Source organism: Microbacterium saperdae, assembly GCF_006716345.1.
GTDB classification, from domain to species: domain Bacteria; phylum Actinomycetota; class Actinomycetes; order Actinomycetales; family Microbacteriaceae; genus Microbacterium; species Microbacterium saperdae.
Window position 1 is genome coordinate 1,894,387 of sequence record NZ_VFOX01000001.1, and the last position, 14,229, is coordinate 1,908,615.

Consider the following 14,229-nt stretch of genomic DNA (forward strand, 5'->3'; position numbering starts at 1 on the left):
CGCCCGGTGCGCGGGCAACCGTTCAACGCTAGCCGGGAAGCCTCGCGCACACCCCGCTCAGACGCGGATTGACAGCATTTCGGGGATCCGAAGCGACGCGCCGAGCGGCGCGGAGGTAGCGCGAGCGGTGCCGTCAGGCGCGCACGCGCTTGCGAAGAACCTCGATACGCGACTGCAGCTGTGTCACCGTCGCCTGCGCGACCGCCGGTCCGCCGCAGATACGGCGAAGCTCAGCATGCACGGCGCCGTGAGGCTCACCTCTCTGGCGGGCGTAGAGTCCGACCAGGCTGTTCAGAAGCTGGCGCTGCTCCTTCAGGGTGCGGTGCAGCGGTGCCGGCAGTGTCGTCGTCTCGTCCGGCCCGGCCGCGGTCTCACGCGCCTCTCGAAGGCGGGACTGACGGGACTGCCGCTGGATGAGCAGCTCATGCACGTGCTCCGGCTCGAGAAGTCCAGGGAAGCCGATGAACTCCTCTTCTTCGGGCGTGCCGGGCTCAGCCAGTTGACCGAACTCCTGCCCCTCGAACACCACCCTGTCGAAGTGCGCGACCGACGAGAGCGCCTGATAACTGAACTCCTGGGTCAGAGCATCCGACGTCTCCTCCTCGCGGTTCGCGCTCTCGAGCAGCGAGTCCTCCAGGCCGTCGTCTTCCTTCGATTGCCGGTCGAGGGCGTGGTCGCGTTGCTTGTCCATCTCGTTCGCGAGCCCCATGAGCACGGGAACCTGCGGGAGGAAGACGCTGGCGGCCTCGCCACGGCGGCGGGCGCGCACGAACCGGCCGATGGCCTGCGCGAAGAACAACGGGGTCGACGACGATGTGGCGTACACGCCGACGGCGAGACGCGGGACGTCGACGCCCTCCGACACCATGCGCACGGCGACCATCCATCGGGCATCGTTCGCGCTGAACTTCTCGATCCGCTCCGACGCGGTCGCATCGTCCGAGAGCACGATCGTCGGCTGCTGTCCCGTGATGCTGTGCAGGATCTTGGCGTAGGCCCGAGCGACCGTCTGATCGGTCGCGAGCACGAGCCCTCCGGCATCGGGGACGTGGTGGCGGATCTCGGTGAGACGGCGGTCGGCGGCGGACAGCACCGCCGGCATCCAGTCCCCCTCGGGATCGAGCGCCGTGCGCCAGGCCTGCGACGTCACATCCTTCGTGTTGTCCTGGCCCAGGTGCGTCTCGAGCTCGTCTCCCGTCGTGGTGCGCCAGCGCATCTTGCCCGCGTACATGTGGAACAGCACAGGGCGGACGACGCCGTCGGCCAGGGCTCGACCGTAGCCGTAGTTGTAGTCGGTGCGGGAGATGCGTGCGCCGGACTCGTCGGGGTGGTACTCGACGAACGGGATCGGTGCCGTGTCGCTGCGGAAAGGTGTACCGGAGAGGAGCAGGCGCCGCTTCGCCGGGCCGTAGGCGTCGCGGATGGCGTCGCCCCAGCTGAGTGCGTCACCGCCGTGGTGGACCTCGTCGAGGATCACGAGAGTCTTGGCGTCTTCGGTCAGATGCCGATGCACCGAGGACTTCGCGGCCACCTGGGCATACGTCACGACCGCCCCGTGATAATGCCGCGCGGGTGCCCAGTCGCTGTTGCGGAAGCGGGGGTCGAGGCGGATGTGCACGCGCGCCGCCGCGTCGGCCCACTGCGTCTTGAGATGCTCGGTCGGGGCCACCACGATGATGCGATTGACCTCACCGATTCGCATGAGCTCGACAGCGAGGGTGAGAGCGAAGGTGGTCTTCCCTGCCCCGGGTGTGGCGGCGACGAGGAAGTCGCGCTGATCCGCCGCGAAGTACTGTTCGAGGGCCTCCTGCTGCCAGGCGCGCAGCTTGTTCGCGGTTCCCCAAGGGGCGCGCTGAGGAAAGGACGGTGAGAGCATCGACTCCACGATAATCGCTGCCGGGGACACTGGATCACTCGCCGCGGATCCCGCGCGTGCCCCTCCCCCGGACGTGCGCCTGCGGGTAGGCTCTGACACTGCGTCGCGGTCACCACCGCGCCGCAGAACGTTCGCGAAGGAGAGCTGGATGACCGACCAGGATTCGACTCGGACCCCGTACGTGGACAACGAGGCCCCGCACCCCTGGCGCCGTTTCGTCGCCATCGGGGACTCTTTCACCGAGGGGATCGGCGACCCCGATCCGCGCGCCCCCGGCGGCCACCGCGGCTGGGCCGACCGCGTCGCCGAAGTTCTCGGGCAGCAGGTGGAGGACTTCGCCTACGCGAATCTGGCGGTGCGCGGAAAGCTCATCGCCCAGATCGTCGCCGACCAGATCGAGCCGGCCGTGGCGCTGCACCCTGATCTCGTGTCGATCTGCGCAGGTGGCAACGACGTCATCCGCCCCGGAACGGATCCCGACGCGATCGCCGCGCAGCTCGAGGACGCGGTCACCCGTCTGTCATCCACGGGCGCCGCGATCCTGCTCTTCACCGGGATCGACACGGCCTTCACCCCGGTCTTCCGCGCATTCCGCGGAAAGGTCGCGATCTACAACGAGAACGTACGGGCCATCGCCGAGCGTCATGATTGCATCGTGGCCGACCAGTGGGCCCTCAAGGTCGTGCAGGATCCCCGCTTCTTCGACGACGATCGCCTGCACTACAACGCACTCGGGCACCATGAGGTCGCCCGTATGGCGCTGCGCGCGCTGAACGTCCCGAACGACCTCGAGGCGATGCAGCCCGAGCCCATTCCGCTGCGCACCTGGCGCGAAGCGCGCTCCGAGGACCTGGGCTGGGCACGCGAGCACCTGGTGCCCTGGGTGCTGCGCCGGCTGCGGCACCAGTCATCGGGCGACAATCTCGCCGCGAAGCGACCGGAGCCTTCTCCCATGGTGTTCCTGACCGACCAGGACTGAACGGCTCAGCGCTTCATCGACCACAGCGCGACGGCGGCCGCCGACGCGACGTTGAGCGAGTCGACGCCACCGGACATCGGGATCGTGACGATGGTGTCCGCGCCCTGCATCGCCTCCCGGGAGAGGCCGTCACCTTCCGAGCCCATGACGAGGGCCACGCGCGCGGGGCGGTCGGCGGCATAGGCATCGAGCGTCACGGCGTCATCACGCAATGCCAGTGCTGCGATGTCGAAATCGGCGGCATGAAGATCGGCGATCGCGGTGTCCCAGTCCGTGATGCGCGTCCACGGTACCTGGAACACGGTCCCCATGCTCACGCGCACGCTGCGCCGGTAGAGCGGGTCCGCGCCGCCGGGTGACACGAGCACGGCGTCCGCACCCAGGCCTGCGGCTGCGCGGAAGGCCGCACCGACGTTCGTGTGATCGCCGATGTTCTCGAGGATCAGAACGAGAGATGCGCCTTCGAGCACGTCGCGGACCGACGGGAGTGCGGGACGGTGCATCGACGCGATGGTCCCCCGGTGCACCGCGAAACCGGTCACCGCCTCGGCGACCTCGTCGGGGACGACGTAGACCGGTACGTCGAGAGCGCCGACGATCGCCCGGATGTCGTCCACCCGACGCTCCTGCACCAGGACGGAGCGTGGGCGGTGTCCAGCCGCGACCGCGCGCGCGATCACCTTGGTCGATTCCGCGATGTACAGTCCGCCCGATGGGTCCGACAGGGCGCGAAGGGCCGTGTCGGTGAGCCCGCGATAGTCATCGAGGCGTCGGTCGTCAGGATCGGTCACAGGCTGCAGTTGCACGGTGTCCACTCTGCCACCGCCTGCGTGCCGCACCGCACCGCACCCTGCGCCGACCGCGCGGACGGCGTGTGAGCCTGCCCTTGTCTCCGCACCGTAGACTCGCTCGAGGAGGTCCTGTGAGCGTGTCGAACCCTGCCGAGCTGTCGGCCACCATCGCCCACGCGGCAGATCTGCTGCGGGGGAAGCGCATCGCCCTTCTCACCGGCGCAGGCATCTCGACCGACTCCGGCATCCCCGCCTATCGCGGAGAGGGTGCGCGCAACCGCAGCGACCCCATGACGATTCAGACGTACCTCGGCGACGCAGCGGCACGACGGCGCTACTGGATCGGCGGGCATCTCGGGTGGAAGGCGTTCGCGCAGGCAGGACCGAATCCCGGCCACACGGCCCTCGCCGAGATGGAGGCATCGGGACTCGTCTCCGGCGTCATCACTCAGAATGTCGACGGCCTCCATCTGCGCGCCGGCAGCTCCCACGTCATCGAGGTGCACGGGACCATGCGTCGCGTGCTGTGCCTGCACTGCGGACAGGTGTTCGACCGTCGCGATGTCGCCGTGCAGATCGAGCAGCTCAATCCCTGGATCACGGTGCCCGAGAACGTCGCGCTGGCACCGGACGGCGACGTGCTTCCCGAGTCCACCGAGGGCTTCGTCGTCCCGGTGTGCACCGTCTGCGACGGCATGCTGAAACCCGACGTGGTCTTCTTCGGCGAATACGTCCCTCAGGACCGTTTCCGCGCGGCGGAGTCCCTGCTGCGTGCCAGTTCGGCACTGATCGTGGCAGGTTCCTCGCTGGTCGTGAACTCCGGCGTGCGGCTGGTGGAGCGAGCACGCCGTCGCAGCATCCCTCTGATCATCGTCAATCATGAGCCGACCCGCGCGGATGTCTGGGCCGATGTGACCATCGCCGCAGGCACCAGCGAGGTGCTCCCCGCCCTTCAGGAACTTCTTCGATGACTCTGCTCACACTCGTCCGGCACGGTCAGACCGACTGGAATCTCGCCAAGCGCATCCAGGGGTCGACCGACATCCCGCTCAACGACACCGGGCGGGCTGACGCTCTCGCCGCCGCGGGACGTCTGGCCGCCGGCACGCACCACGCGGTCTATGCGAGCCCCCTGGTGCGCGCCCGCGAGACGGCGGAGATCATCGCCGGCGAACTGGGGCTGGCGATCGAGGGTCTCGTCCCCGATCTGCGCGAGCGCGAGTTCGGCGAGGGCGAGGGCATGTCCGTTCCCGACTACATCAAGACCTTCGGCGACTGGCACGCCGAAGTCCCCGGTGCCGAGTCCCTCGACGAGGTCGGCGTGCGCGCGATCGCCGCGCTGCATCGGATCGCCGCCGACGCGCGTCGCCGCTCGGCACCGACGGCGGAGTCTCTCATCGTCGTGACCCATGGCGGTGTGATCCGCGCCGTGATCGATCATGTCTCCGGCGGCACGCTCCCCCAGGTCGGCGACGTCCTCGCCAACGGCTCCGCGCACCGGTTCGAAGCATCGCCGGACTCGCTTCGCCTGCTGGAGCCCGTCTTCGTGCGCTGACCGCGAACCCCGGATCAGGCTCCGCGTGCCACCACGGACCGCGCGTGCCGCAGGACCGGTTCGTCGACCATACGTCCCTGGAACCGGAACACTCCGCGCTCCTGCTCGGCGGCGACGAGCACCGCACGCGCCCAGGTCAGTGTGTCGTCATCAGGGCGGTAGGCCGCTCGGATCACCGATACCTGGCTCGGGTGGATGCAGGCCGTCGCCGCAAACCCCGACGCGGCGGCATCCGTCGCCTCGTCCGTGAGACCGTCCACGTCGTCGATGTCGATGTGCACGGCGTCGATCGCGCTCTTGCCGTGTGCGGCGGCCTCGACCAGGACGCGGGAGCGCGCATAGCGGGCGACATCCCGATACGCCCCATCCGGCCGGCGACTCGACGTACCGCCGATCGAGGCGACGAGATCCTCTGCCCCCCACATCATGGCGACGATCTGCGGGTGCGCGGCGATACCATCCGCCGCGTGCACACCGCGGGCCGTCTCGCAGAGCGCGATCAGCGAGAACCGCGAGTCGAACGAGGCCAGACTCGCCGGGTCCTCGGTCTTCGCGACCATCACGGTGCGGAAGTCGGTCTGGCTCAAGGTCGCGAGGTCCGACGCGAACGCCTCGGTTCCCGGCGCGTTGACCCGCACGATCACGCGATCGGGATCGATATCCGCATCGATCAGATTTCCGCGCGCCGTGGCCTTCGCTGCCGGCAGCACGGCGTCCTCGAGATCGAGGATCACCGCGTCCGCGCGCTCGAGGGCGGTGCGGAATCGCTCAGGGCGGTCGGCGGGGCAGAACAGGATCGCGGGTCCGAGCGCGAACGTCATTGTGCAGGAGTCCCTTCGGGAAGAGTGCGGACGAGGACGGATCGGGTCGCCGTCGCGACCACCGTATCGTCCTGGTTGCGACCGGTGTGCGCGATGCGCACGATCCCCTGTCCTGGTCGGGAGGAGGAGAGCCGCTTCTCGAGCACGATGCTCTCGGTGTAGAGGGTGTCGCCGGCGAACAGGGGTTTCGGGAAGGTGATGTCCCCGAGACCGAGCTGCGCGACGAGCGTGCCCTGCGTGAGCTGCGCGACCGATGCGCCCACCATCGTGGAGAGGGTCCACATCGAGTTCATCAGCCGCGCATGGAACGGCTCCTGCGCATCGGCGAAGGCCGCGTCGAGGTGGAGTGCCTGCGTGTTCATCGTCAACGTCGTGAACAGCACGTTGTCCGCCTCCGTGGCGGTGCGTCCCGGTCGGTGGAGGTAGCGGGCATCGACCACGAACTCCTCGTAGTACAGCCCGCGCTGGATGATGTCCTGCGTCACTTCGACTCCCTCCGGTCGCTCCGTGCGGCGCCTGCTGCCACGCTACCCGGCGAGCCCGAGACCACGCGCGATGATCAGTAGCTGGACCTCGGTGGTTCCCTCGCCGATCTCGAGGATCTTCGAGTCGCGGTAATGACGCGCCACCGGGAACTCGTTCATGAAGCCGTTGCCGCCGAAGATCTGGGTGGCGTCCCGGGCGTTGTCCATCGCGGCCTCCCCGGCGACCAGCTTGGCGATCGCCGCCTGCTCGGCGAACGGCTTCCCTGCGTCGCGAAGACGTGCGGCATGGTGCCAGGCGAGTCGTGCCGTGTGCACTCTGGCCCGCATCCGGGCGAGCGTGAACTGCGCGTTCTGGCGGGTGCTCAGCGCACTGCCGAAGATCGTCCGGCTCTTCGCATACTCGACGGAGGCCTCCAGGCATCCCTCTGCGGCACCGGTCGACAATGCGGCGATCGCGATGCGCCCCTCGTCGAGGATGCTGAGGAAGTTGCGGAAACCGGTCCCCCGCACGCCCAGGAGGTTCCCCGCCGGCACGCGTGCGGATTCGAACGTCAGCGGGTGCGTGTCCGAGGCGTTCCAGCCGACCTTGTCGTAGGGCGCCTCGACCGTGAACCCCGGAGTGCCGTTGGGGACGATGATCGTGGAGATCTCCTTGCGACCGTCCACGCTGCCCGTCACGGCCGTCACCGTCACGAAACGGGTGATCGGGGTGCCGGAGTTCGTGATGAACTGCTTCGAGCCGTCGATCACCCATTCGTCGCCCTCGAGCCGCGCCGTCGTGCGGGTGGCTCCGGCATCGCTTCCCGCTTCCGGCTCGGTCAGGCCGAATCCGGCGAGAGCGCGACCGGCGAGCAGGTCAGGAAGCAACGTCTGCTTCTGCTCCTCGGTGCCGAACCGGTACACCGGCATGGCCCCCAGGCTCACGCCCGCCTCGAGCGTGATCGCGATGGACTGGTCGACGCGCCCGAGCGCCTCGATCGCGATGCCGAGCGCCATGTAGTCGCCGCCCTGCCCGCCGTACTCCTCGGGGAACGGCAGACCGAACAGCCCGAGATCCCCCATCTGACCCACGACGTCCATCGAGAGCGTGTGGGTGCGATCGGCCTCGTAGGACTGCGGCGCGACCACCGTCTCCGCGAACTCGCGCACCATCCCGGCGAGCTCGCGCTCCTCCTCGGTCAGCTCTTCCATCATCGACTCTCCTCCGTCGTCACACGGGCGACCGCTTGATCGCGCCGAACCTGTTCTCCCACCGACACCAGAAGGTGCACGGTGCCGTCCTGCGGCGCGAGCACCTGGTGCTCCATCTTCATCGCCTCGATCGACACGAGCGGAGTGCCCGCCGCGACCGTCGACCCATCCTCGACATGCACGGCCACGACACTCCCCGGCATCGGCGCGCGTCCATCCGGCCCCTGAGATCCGCTGTCGGTCTGAGAGCCCGCGAGGCGACGTCGCATCATCGCGCGTCGATCGAGCGGACGCAGTCGCATGGTGATCCCGTCCTGAGCCACCCAGACGGCGCCCTCCTCGTCGACCGCCGCCCGCGCCGCTCCCCCGGAGTGATCGTCGCCGGGCGCGACGGTGAGGAGTTCCTCATCGTCCGTGACGAAACTCGGCTGCGCGCGCTCCGCGGACGGCGCTCCCGACCGCCATCCGGGCAGTTCACGCCAGAGAGCGCTCGTACGGAGCGGTTCCGAAGCCCATTGCACCGCGCGGGCCGCCGCGTCGAGCATCGCTGCCGTGGGCGGCGTCGCGCCGAGAGGGAGCATCGTCTCGATCAGCCCTGTGTCCAGAGCGCCGGCGATGACCCGTTCGTTGCGGCAGAGTCGACGCAGGAAGGCGATGTTGGTGTCGACGCCGAGCACGACGGTGCGGGACAGGGCGGAATCGAGGAGGGCCAGCGCCGTCGTCCGGTCGTCGGCAGTCGCGATGACCTTCGCGATCATCGGATCGTAGAACCCGGTGACCTCGCTTCCGGTCTCGATCGCGGCATCCACCCGCACACCGGCGGGAGGATCGAAGCGCAGCACGATCCCTGTCGAAGGCAGGAAGCCGCGCTCCGGGGACTCGGCGTAGATCCGCGCCTCGACGGCATGCCCGTGCACGGACGGCACGATGTCGAGCGGCAATCCGGCCGCCACACGGATCTGCAGGGCGACGAGGTCGAGGCCGGTGACCTGCTCCGTCACAGGATGCTCGACCTGCAGGCGAGTGTTCATCTCGATGAAGAACACCTCATCGGGGGCGTCCGCGTCGACGAGGAACTCCACCGTGCCGGCCCCGACGTAGGACACGCTCTCTGCGGCGAGCACGGCCGTCGCGAGCAGGCGCTCCCTCGTCCCCTCCGCCAGACCGGCGGAGGGGGCCTCCTCGATGACCTTCTGGTGGCGGCGCTGGAGTGTGCACTCGCGCTCGCCGAGGGCGAGGACGGTGCCCTGCCGATCGCCGAACACCTGTACCTCGATGTGGCGGGGGCGTCGGATGAGACGTTCGAGGATCAGCGAGTCATCCCCGAACGAGGCCGCAGCGACGCGACGGGCGGATGCGAGAGCTGTCGTGAGCCCGTCCGAGGACGTGACGACCTCCATGCCCTTGCCACCGCCGCCCGCGCTGGGCTTGACCAGCAAGGGGTAGCCGACGCGATCGGCCTCTCCGGCGATCTCGGCATCGGACAGTCCGGAGGCGTCGAAGCCGGGGACGACCGGCACACCGTGCCGCACGACGTGCTCGCGCGCCCTGGCCTTGTCCCCCATCACCTCGAGGGCCGTGATGTCGGGGCCGATGAACACGATGTCGGCCGCGGCGCAGGCCTGTGCCAACCCGACGCTCTCCGACAGGAAGCCGTATCCGGGGTGGATGGCCTGGGCGCCGGTGCTCTTCGCCGCCGCGATGACGGCGGCGATGTCGAGGTAGGACTCGGAGGCCGGCGCCGGACCGATACGGATGGCGACATCGGCTTCGCGGACATGCGGTGCCGTGGCATCCGCGTCACTGTAGACCGCGACGCTGCGGATTCCGAGGTCGCGCAACGTGCGGATCACGCGCCGGGCGATCTCGCCGCGATTCGCGACGAGCACGGTGTGGAACAGATCAGTCATCTCACTCACATCCGGAAGACGCCGAAGCGCGGTTCGGGCAGCGGGGTGCGGGCGACGACGTCGAGTGCGAGCCCGAGCAGATCGCGCGTCTGCGCGGGATCGACGATCCCGTCATCCCAGAGTCGGGCGGTGGCGTAGTAGGGCTCCCCCTGTGCTTCGTACTGTTCGCGGATCGGTGTCTCGAAGTCGCTGCGTTCCTGCGCAGACCACTCCTCACCCCGCGCGGTGAGCTGATCCTCCTTGACCGTGGCGAGCACGGAGGCTGCCTGCGGGCCGCCCATGACGGAGATGCGACTCGCGGGCCACGTCCACAGGAACCGCGGCGAATAGGCGCGACCGCACATCGAGTAGTTCCCGGCGCCGAAGGATCCGCCGATGATCACCGTCAGCTTGGGCACCCGGGTGCTGGCGACGGCGGTGACCATCTTGGCCCCATCCTTCGCGATCCCGCCGGCCTCGGCCTCCGATCCGACCATGAATCCGGTGATGTTCTGCAAGAACAGCAAGGGGATGCCGCGCTGGTCGCTCAGCTCGATGAAGTGCGCCCCCTTCTGCGCCGACTCACTGAACAGCACGCCGTTGTTGGCGATGATGCCGATGGGATGCCCGTGCAGTCGGGCGAAGCCGGTGATGAGGGTCGTGCCGTACTCGGCCTTGAACTCGCGGAAACTGTCGGCGTCGACCAGTCGGCTGATGACCTCATGCACGTCGTAGGCCGCGTTCACGTCGACGGGGACCACGTCGTACAGCGACGACCGCTCCTCCGGCTCCCGGCTGGGAAGGATCTCCCACGCCGGCTCTGCGGGCGGAGGCAGCGTGGCGACGATGTCACGGAGGATCTCGAGCGCGTGCTCATCGTCCTCTGCCAGGTGGTCCACCACACCGCTGCGACGTGCATGCAGTTCACCGCCGCCGAGTTCTTCGGCCGTCACGATCTCCCCGATCGCCGCCTTCACCAACGGAGGGCCGCCGAGGAAGATCGTGCCCTGCCCCCGCACGATGACGGTCTCGTCGCTCATCGCCGGCACATACGCCCCTCCGGCCGTGCAGGACCCGAGCACGGCAGCGAGCTGCGGGATCCCTACTGCCGACATGTTGGCCTGGTTGAAGAAGATGCGCCCGAAATGCTCGCGGTCGGGGAACACCTCGTCCTGCCGGGGCAGGAAGGCACCGCCCGAATCAACCAGATAGAGGCACGGGAGGCGGTTCTCGAGCGCGATCTCCTGCGCGCGCAGGTGCTTCTTGACGGTCATCGGGTAGTACGTGCCGCCCTTGACCGTGGCGTCGTTGCACACCACCATGACGTGGCGGCCGTGCACCAGGCCGATCCCGGCGATCACCCCCGCTCCCGGCGCTTCTCCCCCGTACAGACCGTCCGCCGCGAGCGGGGCGACCTCGAGGAAGGGACTGCCCTCGTCGAGCAGCCGCGCCACCCGATCGCGTGGGAGCAGCTTGCCGCGCGCGACATGACGCTCTCGCGAGGGTTCCGGCCCTCCGCGTGCTGCGGTCGCGAGGCGATCGCGCAGTGCTGCCGCGAGTGACTCCTGGGTAGCGGGCATCGTGAAGTCCTCCTCGACCCACGTCATGCAGCGACCCACGGTGGCGCTGCATGTGCTGATTCGGTTAGTGTTCACTAACCCGTACATTCAGGTTAGCGAGGATTAACTGGAATGACAACCCCGACGACTGCCCGAGACCGCGCGAAAGCCGAGCGATCCGACGCGATCCTCCACGAGGCCGCGCGGCTCTTCGCCGCGCGCGGATACAACGGCGTCAGCCTCGAGGACATCGGTGCCGCCGTCGGCGTCTCCGGCCCCGCGGTCTACCGCCACTTCGCAGGCAAGCAGGCCCTTCTCGGTGCCGTACTGGTCAAGGTGAGCAATGATCTCGTCGCGGGTGGCGCGCGCGTCGCCGGAGCGTCTGCACAGCCCGAGGAGCGCATGCGGGCGCTGATCCGCTTCCACGTGGACTTCGCACTCGGCAACGCCGAGGTCATCCAGGTGCAGGATCGAGATGTCGCCCATCTCTCCGACGAGGATCGCGCAGAGGTGCGTCGTCTGCAGCGCACCTACATCGAGGTGTGGATCGCCGCGCTCACGCCGCTCGTGACGGCCAGCGCGGAAGAGCTGCGACTGCGGGTCCAGGCCTGTTTCGGCCTCATCAACTCCACCCCGCACAGCACGCGTGCGACCACCAGACAGCAGACCGCCACCGCGACCGTGCTGGCCGCGATGGCGGATGCCGCGTTGCGTGCTGCTATCTGAGCAGCATCGCCCGGCCCGGCTGCTCGAGCACATCGGCCACATCCTTGAGGAAGCGCGCGCCCTCGCCCCCGTCCACGAGGCGGTGGTCGAACGAAAGGCTCAACGTCATCACCTGACGCAGCGCAATCTCTCCGCGGTACTCCCACGGCTGTCGACGCACCGCACCGACGGCGAGGATGCCCGACTGTCCCGGCGGCAGGATCGGCGTTCCCGCATCGATGCCGAACACACCGATGTTCGAGATCGAGAACGTGCCGCCGACGAGTTCCGCCGGGGACGTCTTACCCGCACGAGCAGTCTCGGCGAGAGCCTTGAGCGCCTCGCTCAGCTCCACGAGCGAGAGACGTTCCGCGTCGCGGATGTTCGGCACGATGAGGCCGCGCTCGGTCGCGGCGGCGATGCCGAGATCGACGTAGTGGAACTGCACGATCTCTCCCGCGGCCTCGTCCCAGCGCGCGTTGAGACCGGGCGTGCGTCCGAGCGCGAGGCAGACGACCTTCGCGATCACCGCGAGGGGGCCGATCCGGTGGGCGGAGAGAGACCGATCCTCGCGGAGCCCGGCGAGGAGATCCATCGTCTCGGTGACGTCGACCGTGTGGAAGACGGTCACGTGCGGCGCGGTGAAGGCGCTGGCCACCATCGCCGCGGCCGTATGCTTGCGCACGCCGCGGATCGGGATCCGGGTCTCGCGCTCACCCGGCGTCAGGGCGGCGGCGGTCGTCGGGACGCCGAGGTCCGCGCTCACCGGCACGGACACGTCGCCCTGGCCGGAGCCCGTGCGCTCGGCATAGGCATCCACATCGTTGCGGGTGATCAGACGATCCCCGACGGCTGCCGCGACCAGGACCAGGTCGATGCCGAGACGCTTGGCGTGGGCACGTACGGGAGGAGTCGACCTCGGCCGCTCGATCACGCGCTCGACGCTGACGGAGGGCGCCGCGTCGTGCGGCGCCGCTTCCAGCACTGCGGTGTCCGCGGCAGCGCCCGCTGTCGAGGTGCGGCGGGCCCGGCGTGCCGGCCGGCCGGTCGCGGTCGGTGCGGCGCCGTATCCGACGAGGTTGGGTTGCGCCTTCTCTTCGGTGTCCGGCGACGGCGCGTCACCCTCCTCCTCCCCCGCCACGTCGAACGCGATGAGAGGCGCTCCGACCGCGACGGTAGCCCCCGCGTCCGCATGCAGCGTCGACACGGTGCCTGCATACGGCGACGGCAGCTCGACGACGGCCTTGGCCGTCTCGACCTCGGCCAGCGTCTGATTCAGGGTCACGGTGTCGCCCGGGGCGACGAGCCACTGCACCACCTCGGCCTCCGTGAGACCTTCCCCGAGATCGGGCAGTCGGAACTCGGCGATCATGCGTCCACCTCCGTGAGACTGTTCGGCCGGTCGAGTACGCGATCCACCGCATCGAGCAGGCGGTCGAGATCGGGCAGGTGGAACTTCTCGAGCTTCGCGGGCGGGTACGGAATGTCGTGACCCGTGACGCGCAGCGGTGCGGATTCGAGGTATTCGAAACAGCGTTCCGTGATGCTGGCGATCACCTCGGCGGCCACACCGGCCTCCCGCGACGCCTCATGGGCGACCACGACACGACCGGTCTTGCGCACGGAGGCTGCGACCGAGTCGTAGTCGACGGGCGACAGGGAGCGCAGATCGATCACCTCGATCGAGATGTCCTCGTCCTCCGCGGCCTCGGCGGCCTGCAGGGCCGTGCCCACCATCGCGCCGTACGTGATGAGCGTGACGTCACGCCCGGGCCGGACCACACTGGCCAGCCCCATCGGCGGAGCATCCGCCAACGACGCATCCAGGTCGACCTCGCCCTTGTGGTGGTAGAGGCGTTTCGGCTCGAAGAAGATCACCGGATCGTCGGAGGCGATCGCCTGCCGAAGACTCCGATATGCGTCGGCGGGGTTCGACACCGCGACGACCCGGAGGCCGGCGGTGTGGACGAAGTAGGCCTCAGGCGATTCGGAGTGATGCTCGGCCGCGCCGATCCCCCCGGCCCACGGGATGCGGATCGTGATCGGCATCTTCACCCTGCCCTGGGTGCGGTAGTGGAGCTTGGCGACCTGAGCGACGATCTGATCGAACGCCGGGTACACGAAGCCGTCGAACTGGATCTCGACGACCGGACGGTAGCCGCGGAAAGCCAATCCCACCGCGGTGCCGACGATTCCGGATTCCGCGAGCGGCGTGTCGATCACGCGCTGGGCACCGAATTCGTCGAGCAGGCCGTCGGTGATGCGGAACACGCCGCCGAGCTTGCCGATGTCCTCGCCGAGCAGAACGACCTTGTCGTCGTCCTGCATCGCCCGACGCAGCCCGGCGCCGAGCGCCTTGCCGAGAGTCATCTCCCCCA

13 protein-coding genes are annotated in these 14,229 nt (G+C 68.8%); 4 read left to right on the forward strand and 9 right to left on the reverse strand.

What is annotated here, in order from left to right:
* Positions 1-133 precede the first annotated feature (133 nt).
* Complete coding sequence (locus FB560_RS09035; protein ID WP_141872052.1) at positions 134-1,876, reverse strand: DEAD/DEAH box helicase; 1,743 nt, start codon at positions 1,874-1,876, stop codon at positions 134-136.
* 148 nt (positions 1,877-2,024) lie between these two features.
* Here FB560_RS09035 and FB560_RS09040 point away from each other — a divergent pair, with 148 nt between their 5' ends.
* The gene (locus tag FB560_RS09040) at positions 2,025-2,855 is read left to right on the forward strand and encodes an SGNH/GDSL hydrolase family protein (protein WP_141872053.1); all 831 of its coding nucleotides are present in this window, start codon (positions 2,025-2,027) and stop codon (positions 2,853-2,855) included.
* A 5-nt stretch (positions 2,856-2,860) separates the two neighbouring features.
* On the opposite strand, the gene FB560_RS09045 is transcribed toward FB560_RS09040, so the two are convergent.
* A complete protein-coding gene (locus tag FB560_RS09045) occupies positions 2,861-3,661 on the reverse strand; it encodes a TrmH family RNA methyltransferase (RefSeq protein WP_188895172.1) in 801 nt (266 codons plus the stop codon).
* Between the two features lie 116 nt (positions 3,662-3,777).
* Here FB560_RS09045 and FB560_RS09050 point away from each other — a divergent pair, with 116 nt between their 5' ends.
* Positions 3,778-4,617 (forward strand): Sir2 family NAD-dependent protein deacetylase, encoded by an 840-nt coding sequence (locus FB560_RS09050; RefSeq protein WP_141872055.1) that lies wholly within the window; start codon positions 3,778-3,780, stop codon positions 4,615-4,617.
* Positions 4,614-5,201, forward strand: a complete 588-nt coding sequence (locus FB560_RS09055) for a histidine phosphatase family protein (protein ID WP_141872056.1) — start codon at positions 4,614-4,616, stop codon at positions 5,199-5,201. Before FB560_RS09050 ends, FB560_RS09055 begins: the two co-directional genes overlap by 4 nt.
* Before the next feature lie 14 nt (positions 5,202-5,215).
* On the opposite strand, the gene FB560_RS09060 is transcribed toward FB560_RS09055, so the two are convergent.
* Genes FB560_RS09060 through FB560_RS09080 form a run of 5 tightly spaced genes read right to left on the reverse strand, consistent with a single transcriptional unit; the run spans position 5,216 to position 11,167 of the window.
* Entirely contained in the window at positions 5,216-6,022 is an 807-nt protein-coding gene (locus FB560_RS09060; RefSeq protein WP_141872057.1) for an HpcH/HpaI aldolase/citrate lyase family protein, read from the reverse strand.
* A complete protein-coding gene (locus tag FB560_RS09065; RefSeq protein ID WP_141872058.1) occupies positions 6,019-6,507 on the reverse strand; it encodes a MaoC family dehydratase in 489 nt (162 codons plus the stop codon). The genes FB560_RS09060 and FB560_RS09065 overlap by 4 nt, the downstream gene beginning before the upstream one ends.
* Positions 6,508-6,549: 42 nt before the next feature.
* Positions 6,550-7,698 (reverse strand): acyl-CoA dehydrogenase family protein, encoded by a 1,149-nt coding sequence (locus FB560_RS09070; RefSeq protein ID WP_141873190.1) that lies wholly within the window; start codon positions 7,696-7,698, stop codon positions 6,550-6,552.
* Complete coding sequence (locus FB560_RS09075; protein ID WP_141872059.1) at positions 7,698-9,608, reverse strand: acetyl/propionyl/methylcrotonyl-CoA carboxylase subunit alpha; 1,911 nt, start codon at positions 9,606-9,608, stop codon at positions 7,698-7,700. Before FB560_RS09075 ends, FB560_RS09070 begins: the two co-directional genes overlap by 1 nt.
* A 5-nt stretch (positions 9,609-9,613) precedes the next feature.
* Positions 9,614-11,167: a carboxyl transferase domain-containing protein gene (locus tag FB560_RS09080; RefSeq protein WP_233444086.1), complete on the reverse strand. Its 1,554-nt coding sequence runs from the start codon at positions 11,165-11,167 to the stop codon at positions 9,614-9,616.
* A 111-nt stretch (positions 11,168-11,278) separates the two neighbouring features.
* On the opposite strand from FB560_RS09080, the gene FB560_RS09085 reads away from it, so the two are divergent.
* A complete protein-coding gene (locus FB560_RS09085) occupies positions 11,279-11,872 on the forward strand; it encodes a TetR/AcrR family transcriptional regulator (protein ID WP_141872061.1) in 594 nt (197 codons plus the stop codon).
* Here the strand turns inward: FB560_RS09085 and FB560_RS09090 are convergent.
* Complete coding sequence (locus FB560_RS09090; RefSeq protein WP_141872062.1) at positions 11,865-13,223, reverse strand: dihydrolipoamide acetyltransferase family protein; 1,359 nt, start codon at positions 13,221-13,223, stop codon at positions 11,865-11,867. The genes FB560_RS09085 and FB560_RS09090 overlap by 8 nt on opposite strands.
* Entirely contained in the window at positions 13,220-14,221 is a 1,002-nt protein-coding gene (locus tag FB560_RS09095) for an alpha-ketoacid dehydrogenase subunit beta (RefSeq protein WP_407662567.1), read from the reverse strand. The genes FB560_RS09090 and FB560_RS09095 overlap by 4 nt, the downstream gene beginning before the upstream one ends.
* Positions 14,222-14,229: the final 8 nt, after the last annotated feature.